Source organism: Pseudomonas sp. Z3-8, assembly GCF_051131975.1.
Lineage (GTDB): Bacteria > Pseudomonadota > Gammaproteobacteria > Pseudomonadales > Pseudomonadaceae > Aquipseudomonas.
Map to the genome: position 1 here is coordinate 2,371,976 of NZ_CP071643.1, position 25,386 is coordinate 2,397,361.

22 protein-coding genes and 1 pseudogene are annotated in these 25,386 nt (G+C 61.8%); 18 read left to right on the top strand and 5 right to left on the bottom strand.

Annotation, left to right across the window (positions count from 1 at the left end):
* The first annotated feature begins 92 nt into the window (after positions 1–92).
* The 8 genes from J3P94_RS11075 (at position 93) to J3P94_RS11110 (ending at position 7,606) form a co-directional block, all read left to right on the top strand.
* Positions 93–974, top strand: a complete 882-nt coding sequence (locus J3P94_RS11075; protein ID WP_434557679.1) for a manganese catalase family protein — start codon at positions 93–95, stop codon at positions 972–974.
* Positions 975–1,081: 107 nt separating this feature from the next.
* On the top strand, positions 1,082–2,011 hold the full coding sequence (locus J3P94_RS11080) for a ZIP family metal transporter (RefSeq protein ID WP_434573336.1): 930 nt from the start codon (positions 1,082–1,084) through the stop codon (positions 2,009–2,011).
* A gap of 126 nt (positions 2,012–2,137) precedes the next feature.
* The gene (locus tag J3P94_RS11085) at positions 2,138–2,638 is read left to right on the top strand and encodes a ferritin-like domain-containing protein (RefSeq protein WP_434573337.1); all 501 of its coding nucleotides are present in this window, start codon (positions 2,138–2,140) and stop codon (positions 2,636–2,638) included.
* 352 nt (positions 2,639–2,990) lie between these two features.
* A complete protein-coding gene (locus J3P94_RS11090; protein ID WP_434573339.1) occupies positions 2,991–3,656 on the top strand; it encodes a hypothetical protein in 666 nt (221 codons plus the stop codon).
* Positions 3,656–4,087 (top strand): phage holin family protein, encoded by a 432-nt coding sequence (locus J3P94_RS11095; protein ID WP_434573341.1) that lies wholly within the window; start codon positions 3,656–3,658, stop codon positions 4,085–4,087. The genes J3P94_RS11090 and J3P94_RS11095 overlap by 1 nt, the downstream gene beginning before the upstream one ends.
* Entirely contained in the window at positions 4,084–4,893 is an 810-nt protein-coding gene (locus tag J3P94_RS11100) for a DUF3618 domain-containing protein (RefSeq protein WP_434573342.1), read from the top strand. Before J3P94_RS11095 ends, J3P94_RS11100 begins: the two co-directional genes overlap by 4 nt.
* A gap of 94 nt (positions 4,894–4,987) precedes the next feature.
* The gene (locus tag J3P94_RS11105) at positions 4,988–6,394 is read left to right on the top strand and encodes a saccharopine dehydrogenase C-terminal domain-containing protein (protein WP_434573343.1); all 1,407 of its coding nucleotides are present in this window, start codon (positions 4,988–4,990) and stop codon (positions 6,392–6,394) included.
* 192 nt (positions 6,395–6,586) lie between these two features.
* Entirely contained in the window at positions 6,587–7,606 is a 1,020-nt protein-coding gene (locus J3P94_RS11110) for a hypothetical protein (protein WP_434573345.1), read from the top strand.
* A gap of 6 nt (positions 7,607–7,612) precedes the next feature.
* Here J3P94_RS11110 and J3P94_RS11115 read toward each other — a convergent pair whose 3' ends face one another.
* The gene (locus J3P94_RS11115) at positions 7,613–7,807 is read right to left on the bottom strand and encodes a hypothetical protein (RefSeq protein ID WP_434573346.1); all 195 of its coding nucleotides are present in this window, start codon (positions 7,805–7,807) and stop codon (positions 7,613–7,615) included.
* Positions 7,808–8,009: 202 nt separating this feature from the next.
* On the opposite strand from J3P94_RS11115, the gene glsB reads away from it, so the two are divergent.
* Positions 8,010–8,918: a glutaminase B gene (gene glsB / locus J3P94_RS11120; protein ID WP_434573347.1), complete on the top strand. Its 909-nt coding sequence runs from the start codon at positions 8,010–8,012 to the stop codon at positions 8,916–8,918.
* 58 nt (positions 8,919–8,976) lie between these two features.
* Here the strand turns inward: glsB and J3P94_RS11125 are convergent, their stop codons facing one another.
* Both J3P94_RS11125 and J3P94_RS11130 read right to left on the bottom strand, forming a co-directional pair.
* Complete coding sequence (locus J3P94_RS11125) at positions 8,977–9,306, bottom strand: hypothetical protein (RefSeq protein ID WP_305500244.1); 330 nt, start codon at positions 9,304–9,306, stop codon at positions 8,977–8,979.
* A gap of 669 nt (positions 9,307–9,975) precedes the next feature.
* On the bottom strand, positions 9,976–11,922 hold the full coding sequence (locus J3P94_RS11130) for a DNA topoisomerase III (protein WP_434573350.1): 1,947 nt from the start codon (positions 11,920–11,922) through the stop codon (positions 9,976–9,978).
* 241 nt (positions 11,923–12,163) lie between these two features.
* Between J3P94_RS11130 and J3P94_RS11135 the strand changes: the two genes are divergently transcribed.
* The 4 genes from J3P94_RS11135 to J3P94_RS11150 all read left to right on the top strand — a co-directional run bounded on the left by J3P94_RS11135 (position 12,164) and on the right by J3P94_RS11150 (position 16,735).
* A complete protein-coding gene (locus J3P94_RS11135) occupies positions 12,164–12,571 on the top strand; it encodes a response regulator (protein WP_305500247.1) in 408 nt (135 codons plus the stop codon).
* A gap of 105 nt (positions 12,572–12,676) precedes the next feature.
* Positions 12,677–13,198 carry a sigma-70 family RNA polymerase sigma factor gene (locus tag J3P94_RS11140; RefSeq protein ID WP_434573352.1) on the top strand — a complete coding sequence of 174 codons (522 nt, stop codon included), beginning with the start codon at positions 12,677–12,679 and terminating at the stop codon, positions 13,196–13,198.
* Positions 13,195–14,145: a FecR domain-containing protein gene (locus J3P94_RS11145; RefSeq protein WP_434573354.1), complete on the top strand. Its 951-nt coding sequence runs from the start codon at positions 13,195–13,197 to the stop codon at positions 14,143–14,145. Before J3P94_RS11140 ends, J3P94_RS11145 begins: the two co-directional genes overlap by 4 nt.
* A 112-nt stretch (positions 14,146–14,257) precedes the next feature.
* Entirely contained in the window at positions 14,258–16,735 is a 2,478-nt protein-coding gene (locus tag J3P94_RS11150; protein WP_434573356.1) for a TonB-dependent siderophore receptor, read from the top strand.
* Positions 16,736–16,776: 41 nt separating this feature from the next.
* Here the strand turns inward: J3P94_RS11150 and J3P94_RS11155 are convergent, their stop codons facing one another.
* Both J3P94_RS11155 and J3P94_RS11160 read right to left on the bottom strand, forming a co-directional pair.
* Positions 16,777–18,399: an MFS transporter gene (locus J3P94_RS11155; protein ID WP_434573358.1), complete on the bottom strand. Its 1,623-nt coding sequence runs from the start codon at positions 18,397–18,399 to the stop codon at positions 16,777–16,779.
* Between the two features lie 204 nt (positions 18,400–18,603).
* Positions 18,604–20,247: a GMC family oxidoreductase gene (locus J3P94_RS11160; RefSeq protein ID WP_434573360.1), complete on the bottom strand. Its 1,644-nt coding sequence runs from the start codon at positions 20,245–20,247 to the stop codon at positions 18,604–18,606.
* A 129-nt stretch (positions 20,248–20,376) separates the two neighbouring features.
* Between J3P94_RS11160 and J3P94_RS11165 the strand changes: the two genes are divergently transcribed.
* The 5 genes and pseudogenes from J3P94_RS11165 (at position 20,377) to J3P94_RS11185 (ending at position 25,362) form a co-directional block, all read left to right on the top strand.
* Positions 20,377–21,261 (top strand): LysR family transcriptional regulator, encoded by an 885-nt coding sequence (locus J3P94_RS11165; protein WP_434573361.1) that lies wholly within the window; start codon positions 20,377–20,379, stop codon positions 21,259–21,261.
* A 354-nt stretch (positions 21,262–21,615) separates the two neighbouring features.
* Positions 21,616–21,702: pseudogene (locus tag J3P94_RS11170) on the top strand (AraC family transcriptional regulator); the annotation flags it as partial.
* A gap of 92 nt (positions 21,703–21,794) precedes the next feature.
* On the top strand, positions 21,795–22,766 hold the full coding sequence (locus J3P94_RS11175; RefSeq protein WP_434573363.1) for a Gfo/Idh/MocA family protein: 972 nt from the start codon (positions 21,795–21,797) through the stop codon (positions 22,764–22,766).
* A gap of 107 nt (positions 22,767–22,873) precedes the next feature.
* On the top strand, positions 22,874–23,626 hold the full coding sequence (locus tag J3P94_RS11180; protein ID WP_305500258.1) for a GntR family transcriptional regulator: 753 nt from the start codon (positions 22,874–22,876) through the stop codon (positions 23,624–23,626).
* Positions 23,623–25,362 carry a fumarate reductase/succinate dehydrogenase flavoprotein subunit gene (locus tag J3P94_RS11185; RefSeq protein WP_434573366.1) on the top strand — a complete coding sequence of 580 codons (1,740 nt, stop codon included), beginning with the start codon at positions 23,623–23,625 and terminating at the stop codon, positions 25,360–25,362. The genes J3P94_RS11180 and J3P94_RS11185 overlap by 4 nt, the downstream gene beginning before the upstream one ends.
* Positions 25,363–25,386 lie beyond the last annotated feature (24 nt).

Here is a 25,386-nt window from a genome sequence, read left to right on the forward strand (position 1 = left end):
AAAAACAAATCTTATCCGTTTAACTTCTTCTGACTTTCATGGGCCTGCCGCCGGCAGTGTTCTCATGAGTGTCCTGATCGAGGAGTTCTACCATGTTCGTACATAACAAACGACTGCAATATACCGTGCGTGTCGCTGAGCCCAATCCAGGACTGGCCAATCTGTTGCTTGAACAGTTTGGCGGCGCCCAGGGCGAGTTGGCGGCGGCGTCGCGCTATTTCACCCAGGCCTTGTCCGAAGATGATCCGGGCCGCAAGGACCTGCTGATGGACATTGCCACCGAAGAGCTCAGCCATCTGGAGGTGATCGGTTCGATCATCGTCATGCTGAACAAGGGTGCAAAGGGCAAGATGGCTGAAGGCGTCGAGCAGGAGGGCCAGCTGTACCGGGAAATCAACGGGGCCGGCAATGACTCGCACATCACCAGTGTGCTGTATGGCGCCGGCTCGCCGTTGACCAACTCGGCCGGTGTGCCATGGACCGCCGCCTACATCGATACGATCGGCGAACCGACGGCGGACATGCGTTCGAATATCGCCGCCGAGGCCCGGGCGAAAATCGTTTACGAGCGGCTGATGAACGTCACGGATGATCCTGGTGTGAAAGAAGCCCTGGGCTTCTTGATGACCCGGGAAATCGCCCACCAGCTGTCGTTCGAAAAAGCCCTGCATTCCATCCAGCCCAACTTCCCGCAAGGTAAGCTGCCAGGCATGCCGGAGTTCACCAACGTGTATTTCAACATGTCCCAGGGTGAACCTACCGTGCGCGGCCCATGGAACCAGGGCGACGATTGGGAGTACGTCGAGAATCCGACGCCAGCGGTCGACGGCGGCGATGGCCTGGCCAGCGTGCAGTTGAGTGAAAAGGACGAGGCACTGTTGATGGACATGAAGGCGCGGACGATGTCCAATCCTGAAAGCAATCCCACCACGGGCGCCGACTTGGGTTCGGGGATGCAAGGTGACAAACTGTAAGAAGTTGGCGAGGGGGCCTTGCCCCCCCGCCCGAAAATTCCGCCTGATCGTTCTGCCAATGCGCTCGGCGGTCGGGTATTGCACGGCCAAATCAACAAGGACCTTTGATGGACCAGCCCACCTCCCGGATCCGATCGCCCTGGCGTACCTGGCTTGATCCTGTGCAAAACAACCTGCTGCTGGGCGTGAGCTTCTGGCTGGGATTGGCACTGGTCGCCGTACTGCTGCTGTATAGCGGCTACAACGCCTTGGTGGGGGCCGATCGCCAACACCTCGGCTATGCGGCATTGGGTGGGATATCCGGTTTTGCCGCTACCGCGCTGGGGGCGATGATGGCGGTGGTGCTACGCGATATCTCGTCGCGTACCCAGGACATCATGCTCGGTTTCGCTGCCGGGATGATGCTCGCGGCCAGCTCTTTTTCGCTGATATTGCCGGGGATCGAGGCTGCGCAGATCATTTGCGGCAACCAGTTGCTTGCTGCCTTGGTGGTCGTTATCGGCCTGGCGCTGGGCGTCGCGCTGATGGTCGGGCTCGACCGCTTCGTGCCCCACGAACATGAGCTGAGTGGGCGCCGCGGTCCCGAGGCCAAGCGCATCAACCGGGTGTGGTTGTTTGTCCTCGCGATCACCCTGCACAACCTGCCGGAGGGCATGGCCATCGGCGTCAGCTTTGCCAATGGCGACCTCAAGGTCGGCCTGCCCCTGACCACCGCTATCGCGATCCAGGACATCCCCGAAGGCCTGGCCATTGCCATGGCGCTGCGTGTGACCGGGATCAGCACCCTGCGGGCCGCGCTTATCGCGGTCGGTTCGGGATTGATGGAACCGCTGGGCGCGGTGATCGGCCTGGGCATGTCCTCGGGCGTGGCCGTGGCTTACCCCATCAGCCTCGGGCTGGCGGCGGGGGCGATGATCTTCGTGGTCTCCCATGAAGTCATTCCGGAAACCCATCGCAACGGCCACGAGACACCCGCGACCCTGGGCCTGATGATGGGCTTTGCGGTGATGATGTTCCTCGATACCGCGCTGGGTTAAAGCGCACCCGGAACCCTCTGTCCAGGCGTGCACGGATTTTCTTGAACATCCGCATTTTGCTCCGGGTCAGTGTTGATGACAGGTGAAGCGGCGCTTCACCACTTCAACCCGAAGGAGGATGCCGAGATGGCCAGAAAAACCGTGACGGACCTGTTCATTCACGAACTGTCCGATGTCTACAGCGCCGAAAAGCAGATCACTCGTGCCTTGCCACGCATGGCCCGAGCCACCACCAACCCCTTGCTGGCGCAAGCCTTCAACGATCACCTTGAAGAAACCCAAGGCCAGATCGAACGCATCGACACCCTTGTCGAGGTGGCGGGTATCAAGCTCAAGCGCATGAAATGCATTGCCATGGAAGGGCTGGTGGAGGAGTCCAAGGAGCTGATCGACGAAATCGAAAAAGGCGCAGTGCTCGATGCAGGGCTGATCGGTGCCCAGCAGAAGATCGAGCACTACGAAATCGCCAGCTACGGCACGCTGATCGCCATGGCCAAGCACTTGAACCTGGGCGACGAAGTGGTCGGTTTGTTGCTGGCGACGCTCAAGGAAGAGAAAGCCACCGACGAGAAACTTTCGAAAATCGCCGAGCAGGGCGGCAACCAGGCGGCGACGATGGAAACCTGAGGTTGAATTGAAGAGCTCTTGTGGCGAGGGAGCTTGCTCCCGCTGGACTGCGCAGCAGGCCCAGGTTTTTGTATAGACGCAGGAGTTTTCAGGGCCGCTGCGCAACCCAGCGGGAGCAAGCTCCCTCGCCACGGGTGCAGTGTTGAATCGGGCATTGGTGTTCACCCAATGCCCGATTTTTTTAAGCGAAACCCAGCCAAACGCCCCCAACGACCGCACAGCGTCTGACAATAAAACTCGTTGGAACTACGCTCCCGCGCGTCCCGTCACTTGTTCTGAGAGGCACTTATCCAGGCAACGTTTCGGCGCTTGCCTGATGTTGAGTTTTTCATCACGGAGGCGATGGACAGACATGACTATCCCGGACAACAACACCGAGCGACAAAGCGGTAACGCAAACCAGGGACGACCTGAAGAATCCCTGAACCACATCAAGGAGGACGTTAACGAAGCCATCGGCAGCGCCCGCGAAAAGGCCGATGCGCATTTCGGCCAGTACCGCGATACCGCGGCGGACCAGATCGATGCATTGGCGCGTGGCGCGAAGTCCGCGATGTCCGAGCTTGAAGCCAACGACACCCTTGGCTTGTCGCATTATCTGGCGGACATGGCCGACAGCATGAGCGGCCTGGCCAGCAAACTGCGCAACAAGAGCGCTGAAGAGCTGCTGCACGATGGCTCTCGCCTGGCGCGGGATAACCCCGGCCTGTTCCTCGCCGGCAGTATTGCGGTGGGGTTCGGGCTTTCGCGTTTCCTCAAGGCCGGCACCTCGCCGATCACCACCGAAGTGCAAAGCCCTGCCTCTACGCAGTCGGATCCAGCCGCCGAAGGTTTCGGAGCCCAGCCCTTCGACGCCCAACCCTTTGACCCCATGCCTGATCCTATCGGTCCGGGGGCAGGGACCAGCAGCGGCCTCGCCACCGGCGTAACCCCGACTTCACCCAGCGTTCAGGACCATCCCAGTGATTCCGCCACCGGCTCGCTGCCGGGCTCGGCCAATACCAGAGGAGAATTGTGATGAATCGACCAGACCCGGATATCCAGCGTTCCGCCGGCGCCTCGACGCCCGAAAACGATGCCTCGGTCATGGGCTTGCTGCGGCAACTGACCCACGAAGTCCCGTCGCTCTTTACCAAGGAGCTGGCGCTGGCCAAGGCTGAATTCCAGGCGAGCCTCAACACCCTGAAGGCAGGTATCGCCGCAGTGGCCGGCGGCGCCATGGTGCTGATGGCCGGCTTCATCATCCTCCTGATGGCAGTGGTGTATGGCCTGAGCACGATGATGGCGCCCTGGCTGGCCGCACTGATTGTCGGCGTGGTGGTGATGATCATCGGTTTTGTCATGGTCCAGTCCGGCAAGAAGCAATTCGAGCCTTCCCATTTCAAGCCTGACCGAACGCTCGATGCCATGCACAAAGACCAGGAAGCCCTGCGGAGGAAAGCCTCATGAAGGATGAATTGAAGACTGAAGCGGAGAAGAGCTCGGAGACCATCGAGCGCGAGATCGACGAACAGCGCGCCCATATCAGCCACATCGTCGATGCCTTGGGCAGCAAGTTCACGCCGGGGCAGATGCTTGACCAGGCCTTGGGCATGGTGAAAGGCAATGGCGCCGAATTTTTCGGCAACCTGGGCACGACGGTGCGCAACAATCCGGTGCCAACCGTGCTGACCACGGTTGGCTTGTGCTGGCTGATGCTCGGCCAGAACCACCCGCCCCGGGTCGGCTATCGCGTTGGGCCCGACCAGGACGCCAGCGGCTGGAGCGAGGGGCTGTCGGGTGGCCTGGACAGCGCCCGCGGTCATCTGCATGACACCACCAACTCCTTGCGCGAAGGGTTTCATCAGCTCAAGGACAAGGCTTCGCATCTGGCTGATGGCCTGGGGGCGAGCGCCCGTAATGCACGGCATAGCGCCACGCAGACAGGCGACCGCCTGGCCCAAGGTTCCCAGGATCTGGGCGATCAGTTCAGCCGCCTGCTCAAGGAGCAACCGCTGATGATGGCGGCAGCGGGTATCGCCTTGGGCGCCATGCTCGGAGCAGCCCTACCCAGCACGTCGACCGAACAGCGGGTAATGGGCAAGACCAGTGCCGGCCTGGCCGACAAGGCCAAGCAAAAGGCCCGCGACGGCTACGAAACGGTCCGCGATACGGTGAGCAAGACCACCGAGCACCGTGACGAGCCAAGCGCTGCGCCGGCCACCGGGCATGCGCATTCCGGCGCGGATCTGTCTGGCGGCCTGGGTACCTCGTAAACGGGCAATGATACGGCGCGGGGTGGCCCGCGCCTTATCTGTCGAGAGTGGCGGCAGCCTTGTTCGTCCGGTTATACCGTCAAGGAGGCGGCACATGAACCATCAGGTTGCGTTCAGCGGCCACATGGTCTTCATCGGTTTCGGCTCCATCGCCCGGGCCACGTTGCCATTGGTACTGGGGCAGGACCATATCGAGGTCAGGCAAATCACCGTGATCGCGCCGGTGATCGACCAGAACCTCTGGTTCAAGGATCGGGGGATCCGTTTTGTCCGCAAGGCATTGACCGAGCAAACCTTCGCGCAGACGCTGGATCGCTGGGTCAAACCCGGTGACTTCATCGTCAATCTTTCGGTGGAAGTCAGCTCCTTGGCAATTATCGAATATGCCTGCGCCAAGGGCGCCTTGTACCTGGACACCTGCGTCGAACCGTGGGCCGGCGGATACGACGATCCGCACCTGGATTTTTCCCATCGCACCAATTACGCGCTGCGTTATCAGGTCCTGAGCCTGCGCAAGAAATTGGCCGGAGGGCCGACGGCGGTGGTCGCTCACGGGGCCAATCCGGGCTTGATCACCCACTTGCTGAAGGCCGGCCTGGTGGAGCTGGCGGTGCAGTTGGGGCATCCGATACCTCAGCGCCGCGCCGGTGTCGATTGGGCCAGGTTATGCATGGAATTGGGGATCAAGGTGATTCATTTTGCCGAGCGTGATACCCAGCGTTCCCGGCAACTCAAGGAGGACGATGAGTTCGTCAACACCTGGTCGGTGGAGGGCTTCATCAGTGAAGGCAGCCAACCGGCGGAGCTGGCATGGGGCAGCCATGAGCGAACCTGGCCAGCGTCCGCCCGGCGCCATCGCTTTGGCAGTCGCAATGCGATCTACCTGGCACGCCCGAGCGCCAGCGTGCCGGTCAAGACCTGGACGCCGTTGGGCGGGCCATGCCTGGGGCTGATGATCACCCATCATGAAACCGCTTCCACAGCCGACCTGCTTACCGTGAAAGACCAGCGTCGACTGATCTATCGCCCGACCCTGCATTACGCCTATCACCCCTGCAATGACGCCTTGCTCTCGGTCCACGAGCTGATCGGTCGCGGCTGGCAAACCCAAGCCCGGCAGCGCATCCTCAACGGCGAAATCGACAGCGGCGGGGCAGATGCGCTGGGGGTGTTGTTCATGGGGCATGAGCTGAATGCCTACTGGTTTGGCTCGGTGCTGAGCATTGACGAAGCTCGCGCGCTGGTGCCTTTCAACAGTGCCACCACCCTGCAGGTGGCGGCAGGCGTGCTGTCTGGCATCGTCTGGGCGGTTGAGCATCCGGATCGCGGCATCGTCGAGCCGGAACAGCTGGACCATGAGCGGGTGCTGGAGGTCGCCAGGCCCTACCTCGGCACTTTGGTTGGGCAGCGCACCGACTGGACGCCGAGTGGCACTTCGCATAAACCGTCCGAGGATGGCGCTGCGGATAGCTGGCAATTCGAGCATTTCACCCGGTTTTAACTGACACGACCGCGACTCGTGGCGAGCTTGCGCTAGACCCTTGTGGGAGCGAGCTTGCTCGCGATAGCGGTGTGTCAGCAAAGTTGATATCGACTGATACGCCGCCATCGCGAGCAAGCTCGCTCCCACAATGATTTGTCTAACGGCCTACACTCAATCCCAGGGTTGAGAGGATTCCAAGGTGGCGCAATCGTGCGGCGTTCGCTGATGCTGGCCGTGATGCTCGTTCTGGCGGGGTGCGCCACGTCGCAGCGCGGCCAACAGGTCGCCCCGGTGGTGATTGCGCCGGACACCTGGCGGCAGGCGGACCGGCAGATCATCGCCGCGTCGAAAAGCGCCACCGAGCAAGCCGAACTCTATGCGCGCGGATCAATGGAACATTGGCGAGTGCTGGTCTACGAGCGCACCGAGGCTGCATTTATCCCCTGGTTCAGTAGCTACTGGACCCAGGAGTGGCTGGCCGTGAAGGTGAGTTGGTATTCGGCAAGCGCCAAGGGCGAGGCGGACTCGTCGTCCAGGCGCCTGGCGGGTTACCTGCAGGAACAATATCGCGAGCAGGTGCTGGAACCGGTGGCGGTGGAAATCGATCCCGAGGCGATCCGGGCCAACGCGACGGGGCATTACCTGCGCCTGCTCAACCAACAGGTCCAGGTCATTGCGCAACGGCACCGAATCCCGACCGAACTGATGAACCGGCGCCTGCACGCAATTACGGCCATCAACCTGGGACCGCCAGCGACGCGCAACGCAACGTTGTACGAAATGGTCCACACCGAACCGCTCAATACACTGCCGGCCTATGCGGCGCTGATCGATCATGTCGACAAAGCCGCCGACACCGGTTCCGGTCCGTCGGACGCCGTGATTGCCACGGTGGCGCAACGTACCAGTGAAAAAATCGAGGCGCAGTTCGCCACGCGAGGAGCGACCGGTGCGGCGGCGGCTGTCGCCGGGAAGGCGGCAGGGGCGCTGATTTCGGTAGGCGTGGCGGGCATCCGGGCGATCATCCATGAGGGCGAACGGCCGGAAATGGAAGCGCAGATCCGTAAAAGCCTGAGCGCGGCGTTCGACGAAGCGTGGTTCAAATCGCTCAAGCATCCCCTCAGCGGCGTCATGGCGGCGGTCTACTACCTGGCTGGGCAAATCGACGATAGCCTGGTGGCGGCAGACCTGAGCAACCGACCGGTGTTCCTGCCTGTCATCGAACCATGAGCGCGGTCACTCGGACCCGAGTGTGACCCGGCAGCCTTTGCGCTGACGGATCTGTTCGTCCGTGGGACGCTCCTTGATGAACTCGAAACGCGGCTCGCCTTCGCTGTAGACCACCAGCCAGCCCCATTCCAATTCACTTTCATCCTGCCCAGGCCGGGGCGGCGCGGCCCACCAGGGTTCCTTTTGCATAATCTGGCGCATCGGTTACCTCCTGCGGGTTGATTCTTGACTATAGACCGCAGGATTTCACCACAAGCGCCCACGCATCATTGCTTTTGTGGCGAAGGAGCTTGCTCCTGGCCACGGTTTTTTTCGGGCAACTCAGTGTGCTCTGACCCCACCCACCAGCGTCTAGCGTCTGTATCCCCGCACTCGAACGGGGAATGACCGGACCCCTGCGCACATGCAAGCACTGTTGAACGAGATCCTCGATGCGGTTCGCCCCCTGATTGGTCAGGGCAAGGTGGCCGACTATATTCCTGCCCTCGGCACCGTGGCGGCCAATCAACTCGGTATTGCCGTGTACAGCAACGATGGCGAGATCTATTGCGCGGGCGATGCCGAGACGCCGTTCTCGGTGCAGAGTATTTCCAAGGTTTTCAGCCTGGTGCAGGCCATCGAGCATTCCGGCGAAGCCATCTGGGAGCGCTTGGGCCATGAGCCCTCTGGCCAGCCCTTCAATTCCCTGGTGCAACTGGAATTCGAGCGCGGCCGGCCGCGTAATCCGTTCATCAACGCCGGGGCCTTGGTGATTTGCGATATCAACCAGTCACGCTTCGCCGCTCCGGCGTTGTCGATGCGCGATTTCGTCCGACGGTTGTCGGGCAATCCCCAGGTGATGGTAGACGGCAAGGTTGCCGAGTCGGAATACCAGCACCGCGCCCGCAACGCAGCGATGGCTTATCTGATGCAGTCCTTCGGCAATTTCCATAACGACGTGGAAGCGGTGTTGCGCAGCTATTTCAGCCATTGCGCGCTGCGAATGAACTGCATCGACCTGGCTCGGGCGTTCTGCTTCCTGGCCAACGATGGTTTCTGCAAGCACAGCGGTGAGCAGATCCTCAGCGCTCGCCAGACCCAGCAAGTCAACTCCATCATGGCCACCAGCGGTTTGTACGATGAGGCCGGCAACTTCGCCTATCGCGTCGGCCTGCCTGGCAAGAGCGGGGTGGGCGGCGGCATTGTGGCCGTGGTGCCCGGGCAGTTCAGCGTCTGCGTCTGGTCGCCGGAACTCAATACCGCCGGCAACTCCCTGGCTGGCATGGCCGCGCTGGAACTGCTCAGCCAACGGATCGGCTGGTCGGTTTTCTAGAAGCCAAAAAAAAGGCCCGCTCCTGACGCAGGAGCGGGCCTTTTGTGTTTGTGGAATGTCAGCAGAGGCGGTCGATGACCCGGACCTCGGCAGAGTTCTGCACCGATTGCCAGGCCTGGGTCAGCGTTTGCAGCACGCGGCCCATGAAGTCCTTGTCGGCGGCGGCTTTCTTGCCGACGTAGCCTTGGCCGCGACGGTACATCTTCAGCCGGGCGCACAGGTCTTCCTGGCTTTTCTCGAATTCTTCTTCCTGGGTGAAAGGCGAGAGGCAGTCCATATGGACCTGGCCAGTCTTGCTGATCCACAGGATATGGCTATCCAGGGTGTCCTTGTGTGCTGCGAACATGCGAGCCAGTTCATCAATAGATGGTTGATTATTCAGATTCATGTGTAAGCCCCTTGACCATTTGGTTGATCTGTCTGGTGGTTCGCAAAACTTCGCTGTTCGGTAAATTGCCTGCCTGCTACCGAAAACAGGTCGTCAGCGCTCGTCCGTCGAATCCGACGGGGTCGTGCATCGGTTGTGTAGTGTTATCGAAGGGCTGCTACGCAAATGCGCTACAACGATGAGAAACAGCGAAGAATCTTCAGGTCAGTGTCGACTTTTGACAGTCGAGCCCATGCGTCATGAGGATTGATCGCCAGCGTTTCTCGTCCTTGTTACCGGACGGTCTTGCCAGGTCAGCACCTTCAATCTGCCTTGTGGGCAGTCCCTTATCAAAAAAACAGCTCGGCGGTCAGACGAGCTTGCTCAAACATTTACCGTACTCCCGATCGGGGAGACGTCTGCATCATGCAAGGGCAAATCGGAGGCGTCAACGGTTTTGTAGTGATTATTTTTGGTCACTACATATTGTCGGACAAAATGGTTTGGGTATGAAAAACCGGCTGCGATTGGTTTGCCGTGGCGAGGGAGCTTGCTCCCGCTGGGGTGCGAAGCGGCCCTCAAAAAGGCACATGCGATATATCAGATATAGCGCGTGTGGTTCCTTGGGGCTGCTACGCAGCCCAGCGGGAGCAAGCTCCCTCGCCACGGGGACCGCGCGTATGGCGGGGTTCAGGTGGCCTTGGCCTTGCCCGCTTTGCGCGGTGCGCCGTCAGCCTTGCGCTTGGCTGGTTTGCGTTTTTTCTTCCACGGCGCCGCGCCACGTCCGGCGGGGCTGGCCGGGCCGTTGATGGTCAGGCTCATGCCTTGGCAGCGGGCGACGTGCTTGCTCATCCAGGCGGCTTGTCGCGTGACGAATTCTTCCAGGCTCATCTCACCGCTCTGCACCATGTCCAGGGCCTGTTCCCAGATGGCTGTGGTGCCGGGGTCGGCGATCGCCCGAGGCACCGCGTCGATCAGGCTGAACGCCGCTGGAGTGGCGGATAGGGCCTTGCCGTTTTTTACCAGGTAACCACGATCGAGCAGACCTTGGATGATCGAGGCTCGGGTTGCTTCGGTGCCGATGCCGGTGGTGTCCTTGAGCTTCTGCTTGAGCAGCGGGTCCTCCACCAGCTTGGCGACATTTTTCATCGCCTTGATCAGGTCGCCCTCGGTAAACGGCTTGGGCGGCTGGGTCCACAGGTCCTTGGGGATCACCTCGTCCACATTGCAATCGCGGCCTTCGGCCAGCGGCGGCAGGGTTTGTGGCGCGGGGGCTTCGCGGCCGCGTGCGGGCGCCAGTGCTTCGGGCAGGGCGCGTTTCCAGCCGGGGTCGATGATCTGCTTGCCGACGGCTCGCAGGGCCTGGCCGGCACAATCGAAGTCGGCCTGGGTCCGGTCGTATTCATGGTTGGGCAGGAACTGCGCCAGGTAGCGCGCGCGAATCAGCGTATAGACGGCCCGTTGCTTGCCGGCGAGCTTGTCGAGGTTCTTCGCCGCGGCCGTGGGAATGATACCGTGGTGCGCGCTGACCTTGGCATCGTTCCAGGCGCGGGATTTGCGTTGCGGTTGCAGGTGCTCGCGCAGCGGCGCAAGGCCCGGGTCGGCCTGGGCGAGGGCGGCGAGAATGGCGGGTGCTTCGCCGTGCTGGCTCAAGGGCAGGAAACCGCAATCGCTGCGCGGATAGGTGATGAGCTTGTAGGTTTCGTAGAGCGACTGGGCAATGTCCAGGGTTTCCTGGGCTCCAAGGCCGAGCTTTTTCGAGCAGACCTCCTGCAGCGTGCCCAGGTCGAACGGCAGCGGCGCGGCCTCACGCAACCGTTCGGTGCGGACCTTGATCACCCTGGCGGTAGCGGCATTGCCCATGGCTTGTGCCGCATCGCGAGCGAGGGCCTGGTTCAGGCAGCGCTCCTGGTCGTCGCAGGCATCCGGATCGGCGCGCCACTGGGCGGTGAAGGCCGTGCCGGCGTGGCTCAGTCGCACGTCGATGGCCCAGTAGGCGACCGGGACGAAATCGGCAATGCTACGGTCGCGGTCTACCACCAGCCGCAAAGTCGGTGTCTGCACGCGGCCTACCGGCAGCACGCCCTGATAGCCGGACTGACGCCCAAGGAGCGTGAACAGGCGACTCAGGTTCATGCCGATCAGCCAGTCGGCCCGAGAGCGGCCCAGGGCCGAGTGGTAGAGGTTGAAGGTTTCCGCTCCGGGCTTGAGGGCGGCCAGGGCCTTGCGGATCGATGCTTCGTCCAGCGCCGACAGCCACAGGCGCTGGATGGGCCCACGATAGCGGCAATGCTCGACCAGCTCGCGGGCGATCATTTCGCCCTCGCGGTCGGCGTCGGTGGCGATGATCAGTTCGGTTGCCTCGCCCAGTAGGCGCTTGACCGCTTTGTACTGGCTGGCGGTTTTCGGTTTGACGGTCATCTTCCATTGCGCCGGCACGATGGGCAGGTCGGCCAGCACCCAGCGCTTGTAGCGGGCATCGTAGGCGTCGGGCGGGGCCGTCTCCAGGAGGTGACCGATGCACCAGGTGACCGTGACGTTTGCGCCCAGCCAGCAGCCGTCGCCGCGTCGCGTGGCGCCCAGTACCGCGGCGATATCCTTGGCCTGGGACGGTTTTTCACACAGGTACAGCCGCATAACGCCTCTTCCTAAGCAGGTTTCATGGGGCGCTAGCATGGTCAGGGATCGGCGTCGCGGCAAGCTTTATCTGTATGGATATACAGATAAAACGTTGCGCTGCGTTGCAACGGGCCGTTTGGCGCAACGCCCGGCGGTTGTCTGCACAAGCAGAATGAATTTCTCGCAAGGGCGTCGCTCATAACTTGCAGAGCGGCTGAAACCGCAAAGCAAGCTAATGGAATCAAGGAGAGTCACTTTCATGAATTCGATGCCGAAGGGCAACGGACAGGCGACCACACGTTTGATTCTCGTCGTTGAGGATGATCCGACCATCCTGGAGTTTCTGTGCGAAATCCTGGAAGAGGAAGGGTTTGTCGTCGAGCCTCGGGAAAGCGCAGATTCGGCGCTGACGTTCCTGGAGGAGAGCGCCGACTATGTGGACCTGCTGCTGACCGATATCACCATGCCCGGGGCGATGGACGGAGCGGACCTGGCCAACCTGACCGGGGACCGCTGGCCACAGATACCGCTGCTGATCATGTCGGGCTTCGAGACGCCGGAAAGCGCGGGGATCAAGCACCAGGCCTCGTTCATCGCCAAGCCGTGGGCGCTGGGACAGATGCTCGATCTGGTGGAGAGCACTGTTAAAAGCCATTCGGTTCACTGATCAGGCTGAAGCCACGGCAGGGTTTTTCGCTCACATCCGGTTGCAATACGGTGGTCGCTACGATGACAATGCGAGTCATTATCAGTCGCGAATTATTCCATTGTCATGTCCGCCCACGATCTGTCCCTACGCAGCGCCGTCAACGATCTGTATTGCGACCATCATGGTTGGCTTCAGGGGTGGCTGCGCAAGCGCCTCGGCAATACCTTCGATGCGGCGGACCTGGCCCAGGATACCTTCGTTCGGGTGATCAAGGCGCGCTCGGCACTGGATATCCGCGAGCCGCGGCCCTATCTGTCGATGATCGCCAAAGGGCTGCTGATCGATCTCTTTCGCCGCCGTTCCCTTGAGCAGTCGTACCTCGAAGCGCTGGCCGCGATGCCTGAAGCGCAGCAGCCATCGCTGGAAGAGCAGGCGATCCTGTTCCAGGCCCTGATGGAAATCGATCGGCTGCTGCAAGGCCTGGGACCCAAGGTCAAGCAGGCGTTCATCCTCTCGCAGTTCAACGGCCTGACCTACCCGCAGATCGCCGAGCGCCTCGGCGTTAGCGTACGGACGGTCAACAACCACATGGCCAAAGCCATGGAACACTGCTGTCTGATGCACATCCAGTTGCAGCCCGAATGAACGTGTCGTCCGAGCAATTGCAGGCCATCCGTGTCGCGGCGCAATGGTATGCCCGGCTTCACTCCGGCACCACAACTGACGCGGAGCACGAAGGGTGGCGGGCCTGGCTGGCCGCGGATCCGCTGAACGAGCAGGCCTGGCAACGCATGGCGGCGGTGTCGGAACAGATGGCCAGCGTGCCGGGCGCATTGGCTGCGCCAACCTTGAGTGCCCACCCTGGCCGACCTCGTCGAGAGGTGCTGCGCAGCGCCTTGCTGCTGACCTCCGCCGGCTGCCTGGGATGGCTGGGCTGGCGCAGCGAGACCGCGCAGAACCTGCTTTGCGATTACCGGACCGGCGTGGGCGAGCGGCGTGAGTTCCAGTTGGTGGACGGCAGCACGCTGCTGCTCAACACCGACACCTCGGTAAACGTCCGTTTCGATGGCCGCCAGCGGACATTGACGCTGTTGTGGGGCGAAATTCTCGTGACGACCGGGGTCGATCCCTTGCAGCGGCCATTCAAGGTCATCACTGGCCAAGTCGAAGTGCTGGCCCTGGGGACGCGATTCATCGTCCGCGCCCAGGACGACGGCGGTGAGGTGGCGGTGCTGGAGAAGGCCGTGCAAGTCAGTTTGCGCAGCGGCGGGCCAGCCCAGCGGGTCGACGCGGGTGATCGCCTGGGCTTCACCGGTCGGTCGCTGGGTGCGTTTCGCGCCAATGATGTATCGGTGGGTGCCTGGCAACAGGGCAGCATCATCGCCATCGATCGCCCGCTGTCGGCCTTGCTGGTGGAGCTTTCCCGCTATCGCACGGGAATATTGCGCTGCGACTCGGCCATCGGCGACTTGAAAGTCTCCGGCGTTTTCCCCATCGACAATACCGATCTTGCCCTGGCCGCACTCGAAACCGGTTTCTCGTTGCGAGTGACTCGCTACAGCCGGTTCTGGGCCCAGGTGTCGCGTGCCTGACAAGGCCGACGCGCTCCCGTTGGTCCGGTTGAAAATGTTTTTGCACTTTTCCTCGGCATCGTTCGGCTCATCCCTCAGTGAGTTTTCTTGACTGTTTTGGGGGAAGGGACACATGTCTCGCGTGAACACGCCAGGTCGTCTGGCAATCGCAATGAAAATCGGTTTTCTGACCGCCACGTCTTTCGGCGCCTGGGCGGCTTACGCCAGTCCGGTTGCGCAGGCTTCGGTGCCACAACACTCGGCGCAGGCCTACGATATCGGCGCTGGCACCTTGGTGGATGTGCTGACGCGTTTCTCCAGCCTCGCCGGCGTCGCGATTTCGTTCGATGCCGCACAAATGCAGGGGCTGCGGTCGCCAGGCTTGAAAGGCTCCTTTGGCGTGGCCGAAGGTTTCGCGCGCATCCTCGGCAGTAGCGGCCTGCAAGCCGAACCCCAGGCCAACGGGACCTACCGGCTGCGTACCGCACCTGCGCCCGGCTCGGCGCTGGAGCTCGGCACCACGACCATCGACGGCCAACTGCTCACGGCAACCACCGAAAACAGCGGGTCCTACACCACTGGGGCGGTGACCATCGGCAAAGGCGAGCATTCGCTGCGCGAAACGCCGCAATCGGTCACCGTGATCACTCGCAAGATGCTCGACGATCAGAACCTGAACACCATCGAGCAGGTGATGGAAAAGACCCCGGGTATCACCGTCTACGACTCGACCATGGGCGGCAAGTATTTCTATTCCCGCGGGTTCCGGATGTCCGGCCAATACCAGTACGACGGCGTGCCGCTGGACATGGGCAACAGCTATGTCCAGGCCGACAGCTTCAGCAGTGACATGGCCTATTACGACCGGGTCGAAGTCCTGCGCGGCGCTGCCGGCATGATGAAGGGATCCGGCGGTACGTCCGGTGGCGTCAATTTCGTCCGCAAGCGCGGCCAGGCTACGGCGCAGACTGAACTCAGCCTCTCGGGCGGCACCTGGGACAACTATCGCGGGCAGGTCGATACCGGTGGCCCGTTGAACGATGCCGGCACCGTGCGGGGCAGGGCGGTGATCGCCGAGCAGAGCCGGCACTACTTCTACGACGATGCCCGGCGTACGGATCAGGTCTATTACGGCGCCCTGGATATGGACCTTGCACCCGACACCACGCTCGGCCTGGGCGTGGCGTACGAGGATGTCGACGCGAGCCCTTGCTGGGGCGGGCTGCCACGCTACCGCAATGGCCGCGACCTGAAACTCAGCCGTTCCACCTGCCTGGACCCTTCGTGGAACACTTGGCGCAGCCAGCGGACCACGGTCTTCGGCGACCTGCGGCATCAGCTCAACGATGACTGGGCCGTGAAAGTCGCAGGCGTCTATACAAAAAACACCCAGGACACCAAATACGCGTTTGCATCGGGTGCGGTGACGCCGGGGGGCTCTACCACCAATCTGTTGGGCAGCCTGTATGACTACGATCAGGTCGACTACGGCCTCGACGCCTACCTGGACGGCAAGTTCGACGCCTTCGGCCAGCAACATGAATTGATCTTCGGAGTCAACGCCAGTCGTTCGGACAAGGATGATTTCTATTCGGTCGCCTTGTTGCCGCAGAAGCAGAACGTCTTCGACCCGGATCGGCACATCCCGGAGCCGGACGACAGCTACTTCATTGATAATTCGACCCGCGGTGGGCCGGTCAAGACCCTCACCGAACAGCAAGGCGTGTATTCCACGTTGCGCCTGAAACTGGCGGATCCGTTGACCTTCGTTGTCGGCGGTCGGGTGAGTTGGTACAGCTCCAAGAGCGACTCGGTATTTCTCACCGGCGGTACGGAACAGGCCAGGAGCACCGAGACCGGCCAGGTCACGCCATTTGCCGGCGTGTTGCTCGATCTCAACGAACACCTGACCGCCTACGCCAGTTATTCGGATATCTTCACGCCCCAGGGCAACTACCGCTCGCAAAGCGGCTCGGCGCTCAAGCCGCTGGTGGGCGAAAGTTATGAACTGGGGATCAAGGGCGAGTGGTTCGAAGGGCGCCTGAACACGGCGTTCAACCTGTTCCGCACCGTGCAGAAGGATCAGGCTCAGACGGATTACAACTCCACCTGCGCCTCATCGGACGGCTACTGCTACGAGAACGCTGGCAAGGTCCGCGCCCAGGGCTTCGAGGCCGAGATCAGCGGCGAAGCCATCGAGCGCCTGCAACTGCTCGCCGGATATACCTACACCCAGACCAAGACCCTGGACGACATCGACAGCAGCCTCAATGGCGGTTCGTTCAACAGCTATGTGCCGCGCCACGTGCTGCGCCTTTGGGGCGATTACGCCCTCGGTGGCGCCTTCGAGCGGTTCAGCGTCGGCGCCGGGGTCAATGCGCAGAGCGATAATTTCCGCGTATCGCCGCTTAGCGGTGAAAAGATCACCCAGGCCGGCTATGCGGTGTGGAACGGTCGGATCGGCTACCGCATCGATGACACCTGGTCGGTGGCGCTCAACGGCAACAACCTGTTCGACAAGCGCTACTACACCACCATCGGCACCGAAAGCTTCGGTAACTATTACGGTGAGCCGCGCAATTTCACCGCGACGGTGAAGGCGCGCTTCTGAGTGCCGTGGCGAAGGAGCCTGCCCCTCGCCACGGGCGGTTTTCAGTTGGTATCCAGATCGACGTTGCGGGTTTCCCGCAGGCAGATCATCCCCACCACCAGGCTCACGCCGGTGATCACCACCGGGTACCACAGGCCGTAGAAAATATCCCCGGTGTAGACCACCAGGGCGAACGACACGGTTGGCAGGAAACCGCCGAACCAGCCGTTGCCGATGTGGTACGGAAGGGACATCGACGTATAGCGAATGCGGGTTGGGAACAGTTCGACCATCAGCGCCGCCAGCGGGCCGTAGCACATCGCTGAAATGATGATCAGCGCCACGATCAGGGCGACGATCATCGGCCGGTTGATCTGCTGGGCATCGGCTTGTTGCGGGTAGCCCGCCAGGGTCACCGCGCCGCGCAGGGCGGCTTCGTCGTAGCCTTCGAGTTTCACGTCGCCGACGCTGACCTGCACGGTGCTGCCGGCCGGTGCCGCGACGCTGGTGTAAGGCAGGCCTTGCTTGACCAGGAAGGTCTTGACCTTGTCGCAAGGGCTGTCGAAACGCGCCTTGCCCACCGGGTCGAACTGGAAGGTGCAGGTGGCCGGGTCGGCGACGACGGTGATCGGCGCCTGGCGGCTCGCCAGGTCGATGGCCGGGTTGGCGTAATGGGCGAGCGTCTTGAAGATCGGAAAGTACAACGCCGTCGCCAGCAGCAGGCCGATCATCAGCACCGGTTTGCGCCCGACCTTGTCCGACAGCCAGCCGAAGAAGATGAAGAACGGCGCGCCGATCACCACGCTGACAATCAGCAGGCTATTGGCAAGGGCCGGGTCCATCTTGAGAAACTGGGTTAGGAAGAACAGCACGTAGAATTGCGCGGCGTAGAAGGTCACCGCTTGCCCGGCGTTGATGCTGAACAGGGCGATCAGCACCACCTTCAGGTTTTCCCATTTGCCGAAGGACTCGCGGATTGGCGCTTTGCAGCACTTGCCTTCTTCTTTCATCTTCAGGAAGGCCGGCGACTCGTGCAGGCTCAGGCGGATCCAGGTGGAGATGCCCAGCAGCAGGATCGACAGCAGGAACGGAATGCGCCAGCCCCAGACTTCGAACTGGTCACCGGTGAAGTAACGGCAACCGAGCACCACCAGCAGCGAGAGCAACAGGCCCAGCGTCGCGGTGGACTGAATCCAGCTGGTGTGAAAGCCGCGCTTGCCCATCGGTGCATGCTCGGCCACATAGGTCGCCGCGCCACCGTATTCACCGCCCAGGGCCAGACCCTGGAGCATGCGCAATACCACCAGGATGATCGGCGCGGCGATGCCGATGCTCGCGTAGTTGGGCAGCAGGCCGACGCAGAAGGTCGCCAGGCCCATGAGCACGATGGTTGCCAGGAACGTGTACTTGCGCCCGATCATGTCCCCCAGCCGACCAAACACCAGCGCCCCGAAGGGCCGCACGATGAAACCGGCGGCGAAAGCCATCAGGGCGAAAATGAACGCCGTGGTGTCGTTCACCCCGGCGAAGAATTGCTTGCTGATCACCGCCGCGAGGGCGCCGTAGAGGAAAAAGTCGTACCACTCGACCACCGTCCCCAGGGACGAGGCGAAGATGACTTTCTGGGTTTCCTGGCTGGTGCCTGCGCTGCGCGTGGCTTCCAGGGGCTGAACATGTTCAGACATAGCGGTATCCCTCACAGTGATTGTTTTTGTTGTTCCACTGTCGACGCCGGGTTGGGGCGTCTCCTGATTTGACACACTTCCTTGGCCTACTCATTTCCCCTGTGGGAGCGAGCTTGCTCGCGATGGCGGTCTGTCTGTCACCGATGTGGTGAATGTTCCGCCGCTATCGCGAGCAAGCTCGCTCCCACATGGAACTCGGCGATTTCAGACCGTGGCGGGCTCCTTCTGCAGCGTAGCGCCCACGGTGGCCGGCTCAAGCATCATCCGCGCGGCCTTCTCGGCGATCATCAGCGTCGGCGAGCAGGTGTTGCCGGAGGTGATGCGCGGCATGATCGAGGCGTCGGCGATGCGCAGGCCCTTGATGCCGTGGACGCGCAGTTGCGCATCCACCACCGCCTCGCCGTCCTGGCCCATGCGACAGGTGCCCACCGGATGAAAAATCGTCGTGCCGATGCGGGCGGCGGCCTGATGCAGTTCTTCCTCGGTCTGCAGGCTCGGGCCTGGCAGATATTCCACCGGTTTGAAAGCACTCAGGGCCGGCGCGGCGACAATTCTGCGGGTCAGGCGGATGGCGTCGGCGGCGACCCGCAGGTCCTCGGGATGGCTCAGGTAATTGGGTTGGATCGACGGCGCCTCATGAGGATCGGCCGAGCGGATGTCCACGCGACCACGGCTCATCGGGCGCAGGTCACACACCGACGCGGTGAACGCCGGGAAGCTGTGCAGCGGTTCGCCGAAACGTTCCAGGGACAACGGTTGTACGTGGTATTCGAGGTTGGCGGAGGCCTGTTCCGGCCCCGAGCGGGCGAACGCGCCGAGTTGACTGGGGGCCATGGACAGCGGGCCACTGCGGTCGTACAGATAACGCAAGCCCATGCCCATCTTGCCCCACAGGGTGCCGGCGATCTGGTTCAGGGTGCGGGCGTTTTCCAGCTGGTAGATCAGCCGCAGTTGCAAGTGGTCCTGCAAGTTGCCACCGACGCCGGGCAGTTCATGCAGCACGCCGATGCCCAGGCGTTGCAACAGGCTGCGCGGGCCGATCCCGGAGCGCTGCAAGATGCCCGGCGAGCCGACGGCGCCGGCGCACAGGACGATTTCCTTGCGCGCCCTGAAGCTCATGTTCTTGCCCTGCCAGCGGGCGCTGACGGCGTCGGCGCGGTTGTCGCGCTGCAACACCCGATCAACCTCGACGTCGGTCAGTACCGTCAGGTTGGGGCGATTGCCAATCGGTTTGAGGAAGGCCTTGGCCGCGTTCCAGCGCACCCCGGCTTTCTGGTTGACCTGGAAGTAGCCGCAACCTTCATTGTCGCCACCGTTGAAATCCTCGACGCTGGGGATGCCGCTCTGTTCGGCGGCGGTGCGGAAGGCATCGAGAATCGGCCATGACAGGCGCTGGCGTTCGACTCGCCATTCCCCGGCTGCGCCGTGAAGCTCGGAATCCCCCGCGAAGTGATTTTCGCTCTGCCGGAACAGCGGCAACACATCCTTCCAGCCCCAGCCGACATTGCCTTCGGCGGCCCAGCCGTCGTAGTCCGCCGCCTGGCCACGCATGTAGATCATGCCGTTGATGGACGAACAACCGCCCAACACCTTGCCGCGCGGGTAACTCAAGGCGCGCCCTTGCAGGCCGGGTTGCGCTTCGGTCTTGAAGCACCAGTCGGTGCGTGGGTTACCGATGCAGAACAGGTAGCCGACCGGGATGTGGATCCACGGATAATTGTCCCGCCCGCCGGCTTCGAGCAACAGCACCCGGTGTTGCGGACTGGCCGAAAGCCGGTTCGCCAGCAGACAGCCGGCAGGGCCGGCGCCCACGATTACGTAATCGTATTCATCGACGACAGGTTGCATTCGCGACCTCATTTTTTGTTCTTGTGGGATTCATCCTAGTTGTTAGTTTTCGTCAAAAGAATGTTAGTTTTTGCGCAGCGGCTGTGCGTTTATGAACAGTCATGACTTCAGGCGATTCAAGGATGGCTCATGTTCGACTGGAATGACCTGCGCTACTTCCTCGAACTGCAACGCAGTGGCCGCCTGCTGACGGCCGCGCGACGGCTCAACACCACCCATGCCACGGTGGCGCGGCACATCGAGGCGATCGAGAAAAGCCTCGGCACTGCGTTGTTTGTCCAGCACGCCCAAGGGTATGAATTGACTCCGGCCGGAGAAGCGCTGCTCAAGCATGCCGAGGCCATGGAGAACGTCGCGTTGCTGGCCCAGGAAGACATCACCCAATCCAGCGCGCCCCTCGGCAAGATCCGCCTCGGCGTGACGGAAGGGCTGGGCATCATGTTCCTCGCCAGTCGCATGGACGGCTTGTTCCAGCGCTATCCGGGGCTTGAAGTGGAACTGGTGGCCGTGCCGCGGTTTGTCAGCATCCTCAACCGCGAGGCGGAAATCAGCATTCACCTCGAACGCCCGGCGGCCGACCTGCTGGTGACGCGCAAGCTCACCGACTACAGCCTGGCGCTTTATGCCAGCCAGGCTTACCTGGACCGTTCGCCACCGTTACGCAGTCGCGAGGATCTGGCTCGCCATGCCTGGATCGGCTACGTCGATGACCTGCTGTTCAGCCAGGAGTTGATGTTCCTCAACAGCTTTTGCCGAAACCCTCGCGTGGTGTTCCACAGCACCAGCGTCATTGCCCAGCAACAGGCCGCGCGCTCGGGCTTGGGGATCGCCGTGCTGCCGTGCTACATGGCCAGCAGCGATCCGACGCTGGTGCCGCTGCTGCCGGACGAAACCATCCGCCGCAGCTATTGGATCAGCACTCGCCGCGAGCTGCACAAGTCCGTCCGGTTGCGGGTGTTGTGGGATTACGTGGTGCAGTTGTGCGAGCGCGAGCAGGTGTTGTTGCTCCCCTGAGCTCATGCAACACCCCCCCAAAAAAACTGTGGGAGCGAGCTTGCTCGCGATGACGTCGGCACATTCAAAACATAGCTGACGGACAGACCGCTATCGCGAGCAAGCTCGTTCCCACAGAGGGCAGTGCTGGTTGCTCAATCTCGATCGGCCGTTTTCCGGGCGGCAGGCTCAGGGCTGCTTCGCACCCCAGCGGGAGCAAGCTCCCTCGCCACAGGGGGGCATAGCGAATGGGCTGGCCGCCCAAGCCCCCTTTTATGGCCCCCAATGACCTCAAGCCGACGCGCTGGCGTGCCTTAGTGTTGCCCTACAACAAGAAAGGCGCAGCCAAGAGGGCCCCATGCCGGCAACGACATCAGCGATGTGCGCAGTTTCCGCCGGGCGTTCCGACGCTGGACCGGCATGAGCCCGAGTGCGTTTCGCAATGAGGGGCAAACGTTGTAGCCAAGACATTCAGGCCGAGTCTGATTAAACTCCTGCCTTTTGTGAGGGGCTTCATTGCGGAGCCCGGTGGCCTCGATTCCATGAGTCAAACGATGAAAACGGTACGCTGGGGCATGATCGGTTGTGGCAGCGTGACGGAGCGCAAGAGTGGGCCGGCCTTCTACAAGGCGCCCGGTTCTGCACTGGTTGCGGTGATGGGACGACGTTTAGAGGCCGTGTCCGATTATGCTGAACGCCACGGTATCGCCAGGTTCTACACCGACGCGCAGGCATTGGTCGATGATCCCGATGTCGATGCGGTTTACATTGCGACGCCGCCCGACAGCCATTTCAGCTATAGCCTGCTGGTGGCGGCCGCAGGCAAGCATTGCTGCGTTGAAAAACCCATGGCCCTCAATGTCGTGCAGAGCCGGGAAATGCAGCGAGTCTTCAACGCCGCAGGGGTGCATCTGTTTGTGTCGTATTACCGGCGCTCACTGCCGCGTTTTCGCAAAGTGCAGCAATGGATCGAGCAAGGCTGCATCGGTAACATCCGGCATTTGACCTGGACACTGACCAAGCCCGCGTCGTCGGTGGATATCAACGGAGCGGTCAATTGGCGTACCGATCCGGCGATTGCAGGGGGAGGTTATTTCACTGATCTGGCCTGCCATGGCCTGGACCTGTTCCAGTTCCTGTTGGGGGACATTGTCGAGGTAACGGGTTTCGCCGCTCGCCAGAACGGCTTGTACCAGGCGGAAGATGCGGTCGTGGCCAATTGGCGTTTCGCCTCCGGTGCCACGGGCATGGGCTGTTGGAATTTCGTTGCTGACCGACGTGAGGACCGTGTGGAAGTGATCGGCAGTCAAGGGCGGATCAGTTTTTCGGTGTTCGATGATCAGCCGCTGCAACTGTGTACGGACACCTCCGTCAGCCTCGACATTCCTCATCATCCTGAGCATATTCAGTGGCACCATGTACTCGGCATGAATGCTCATATCCGTGGCGAATCGCAGCATCCGGCCGTTGCCGAACAGGCCTTGAAGACCGACTGGGTGATGGACCGCATCCTCCAGCGCTGCTGAAGCGAGCCCACGCGGGCATAACCTAATGCTCAAAGAGTATTTCCCAAGCGTCGGACAGTTTTCTTAAGATCTTGTCATAACTCGTTATGACAAGTGACTTGCTACCCATGCCCGACAACCTTCTTTCCCTCAGCAGCGTGCCGCTGCACACCCAACTGCGCGACGTGCTGCGCGCGCGCATTCTTGACGGTGAATACCCGCAAGGCAGCCAGATGCCCTCGGAAAGCGAGCTCGGCGCGCTGTTTCGCGTCAGTCGCATCACCGTGCGCCAGGCCTTGGGCGATCTGCAAAAGGAAGGACTGATTTTCAAGATCCACGGCAAAGGCACGTTCGTCGCCAAGCCCAAGACCTTCCAGAACGTCAGCACACTGCAGGGCCTGGCCGAGTCCATGACCGGTCGCGGCTACGAGGTGATCAACCGCCTGCGCAGTTTCAAGTTCATCCCGGCGGACAAGTCGGTGGCCGAGCGACTGAAACTGGCGGAAGGCGACGTGGTAACGCAGATCAAGCGGGTGCGGCTGATCAACCGCGAGCCGGTTTCCCTGGAAATCACCTACCTGCCCAAGGCCCTCGGCGAGCGTCTGGAAAAAGCCGACCTGGTGACCCGCGACATCTTCCTGATCCTGGAAAACGATTGTGGCCTGGCCCTCGGTCACGCCGACCTTGCCATCGATGCGGTGCTGGCCGACAGCGACTTGTGCCAAGCACTCGACGTCGAGCCTGGCTCGCCGGTCATGCGCATCGAACGGCTGACCCATGACGCCGGCGGCCAGCCGCTGGACTTCGAATACCTCTACTACCGTGGCGATGCCTTCCAGTATCGCTTGCGGATCGACCGGCAAAAAGGGACGCAGGCATGACCCAGAGCTCCAGGAATATCCTCGAACAGGAATACGACATCGTCGTCATCGGCGGCGGCACCGCCGGCCCCATGGCGGCGATCAAGGCGAAGGAACGCAACCGCGACCTGCGGGTGTTGCTGGTGGACAAGGCCAACGTCAAGCGCAGCGGCGCCATCAGCATGGGCATGGACGGGCTCAACAACGCGATTATCCCGGGCCATTCGACGCCCGAGCAGTACACCAAAGAAATCACCATCGCCAATGACGGCATCGTCAACCAGGCGGCGGTGTACGCCTACGCCACCCACAGCTTCGAAACGATCGAGCAACTGGACCGCTGGGGCGTGAAGTTCGAGAAGGACGAAACCGGCGATTACGCGGTGAAAAAGGTTCACCACATGGGCGCTTATGTGCTGCCGATGCCGGAAGGTCACGACATCAAGAAAGTCCTCTATCGCCAGTTGAAACGGGCGCGAGTCAGCATTACCAACCGGCTGGTCTGCACCCGGTTGCTGACCGACGGGGAGGGCGCGGTGAACGGTGTGATGGGTTTTGACTGCCGCACCGCCGACTTCCATGTGATCAAGGCCAAGGCCGTCATCCTCTGCTGCGGCGCGGCGGGGCGCCTGGGGTTGCCGGCCTCCGGCTACCTGATGGGCACCTATGAGAACCCGACCAATGCCGGCGACGGTTATGCGATGGCCTATCACGCCGGGGCCGAGCTGGCGAACCTGGAGTGCTTCCAGATCAATCCCTTGATCAAGGATTACAACGGCCCGGCGTGCGCCTACGTCACCGGCCCGCTGGGCGGCTACACCGCCAACAACAAGGGCGAGCGCTTTATCGAATGCGACTACTGGAGCGGGCAGATGATGTGGGAGTTCCACCAGGAGCTCGAAGGCGGCAACGGTCCGGTGTTCCTCAAGCTCGATCACCTGGCCGAGGAAACCATCCAGAACATCGAGGAAATCCTGCACAGCAACGAGCGCCCCAGTCGCGGGCAGTTCCACGCCAACCGGGGCACCGATTACCGCACGCAGATGGTGGAGATGCACATTTCCGAGATCGGCTTCTGCAGCGGTCATTCGGCCTCTGGAGTGTGGGTCAACGAGCGCGCCGAGACCTCGGTCAAGGGTTTGTACTCGGCGGGCGACATGGCGGCAGTGCCGCACAACTACATGCTCGGCGCGTTCACCTACGGCTGGTTTGCCGGCCAGAACGCGGCGGACTTTGTCGCTGGCAGGGATTTTTCGGCACTGGATACTCAGCAGATCGAGCAGGAAAAAAACCGCGTCTACGCGCCGCTCGACCGTGCGCATGGCCTGCCGCCGGCCCAGGTGGAATATAAGCTGCGCCGCTTCGTCAACGATTACCTGCAACCGCCGAAGGTCAGCAAAAAAATGCAGATCGGCCTGCAACGCTTCAGCGATATTCAGCGCGACCTTGATCAGCTCAAGGCCCACAACGCCCACGAACTGATGCGCGCCATGGAAGTCAGCGTGATCCGCGATTGCGCCGAGATGGCCGCCCGCGCCTCGCTGTTTCGCGCCGAAAGCCGTTGGGGGTTGTACCACTACCGGGTCGATCATCCGCAACGCAACGACAGCGACTGGTTCTGCCATTGCCATTTGAAGAAAGGCGAGGACGGCGCGATGACCTCGTTCAAGAAAGCCGTCGAGCCCTACATCATCGCCCTCGATGCCGACGAACTGCAGGCCTACGACCGGCTTCGGCTCGGTGCCGACGCGGCGTGAGCCCTATACCCAGAGAGAACTCCC

Coding starts and splice junctions, on each gene's coding strand:
- J3P94_RS11130 (WP_434573350.1), bottom strand. CDS start 11,922: ATGCGGCTGTACCTGTGTGAAAAACCGTCCCAGGCCAAGGATATCGCC.
- J3P94_RS11135 (WP_305500247.1), top strand. CDS start 12,164: ATGAATTCGATGCCGAAGGGCAACGGACAGGCGACCACACGTTTGATT.
- J3P94_RS11105 (WP_434573343.1), top strand. CDS start 4,988: ATGAACCATCAGGTTGCGTTCAGCGGCCACATGGTCTTCATCGGTTTC.
- J3P94_RS11150 (WP_434573356.1), top strand. CDS start 14,258: ATGTCTCGCGTGAACACGCCAGGTCGTCTGGCAATCGCAATGAAAATC.
- J3P94_RS11125 (WP_305500244.1), bottom strand. CDS start 9,306: ATGAATCTGAATAATCAACCATCTATTGATGAACTGGCTCGCATGTTC.
- J3P94_RS11160 (WP_434573360.1), bottom strand. CDS start 20,247: ATGCAACCTGTCGTCGATGAATACGATTACGTAATCGTGGGCGCCGGC.
- glsB (WP_434573347.1), top strand. CDS start 8,010: ATGCAAGCACTGTTGAACGAGATCCTCGATGCGGTTCGCCCCCTGATT.
- J3P94_RS11185 (WP_434573366.1), top strand. CDS start 23,623: ATGACCCAGAGCTCCAGGAATATCCTCGAACAGGAATACGACATCGTC.
- J3P94_RS11145 (WP_434573354.1), top strand. CDS start 13,195: ATGAACGTGTCGTCCGAGCAATTGCAGGCCATCCGTGTCGCGGCGCAA.
- J3P94_RS11140 (WP_434573352.1), top strand. CDS start 12,677: ATGTCCGCCCACGATCTGTCCCTACGCAGCGCCGTCAACGATCTGTAT.
- J3P94_RS11155 (WP_434573358.1), bottom strand. CDS start 18,399: ATGTCTGAACATGTTCAGCCCCTGGAAGCCACGCGCAGCGCAGGCACC.
- J3P94_RS11115 (WP_434573346.1), bottom strand. CDS start 7,807: ATGCGCCAGATTATGCAAAAGGAACCCTGGTGGGCCGCGCCGCCCCGG.
- J3P94_RS11175 (WP_434573363.1), top strand. CDS start 21,795: ATGAAAACGGTACGCTGGGGCATGATCGGTTGTGGCAGCGTGACGGAG.
- J3P94_RS11095 (WP_434573341.1), top strand. CDS start 3,656: ATGAATCGACCAGACCCGGATATCCAGCGTTCCGCCGGCGCCTCGACG.
- J3P94_RS11180 (WP_305500258.1), top strand. CDS start 22,874: ATGCCCGACAACCTTCTTTCCCTCAGCAGCGTGCCGCTGCACACCCAA.
- J3P94_RS11075 (WP_434557679.1), top strand. CDS start 93: ATGTTCGTACATAACAAACGACTGCAATATACCGTGCGTGTCGCTGAG.
- J3P94_RS11165 (WP_434573361.1), top strand. CDS start 20,377: ATGTTCGACTGGAATGACCTGCGCTACTTCCTCGAACTGCAACGCAGT.
- J3P94_RS11080 (WP_434573336.1), top strand. CDS start 1,082: ATGGACCAGCCCACCTCCCGGATCCGATCGCCCTGGCGTACCTGGCTT.
- J3P94_RS11085 (WP_434573337.1), top strand. CDS start 2,138: ATGGCCAGAAAAACCGTGACGGACCTGTTCATTCACGAACTGTCCGAT.
- J3P94_RS11100 (WP_434573342.1), top strand. CDS start 4,084: ATGAAGGATGAATTGAAGACTGAAGCGGAGAAGAGCTCGGAGACCATC.
- J3P94_RS11090 (WP_434573339.1), top strand. CDS start 2,991: ATGACTATCCCGGACAACAACACCGAGCGACAAAGCGGTAACGCAAAC.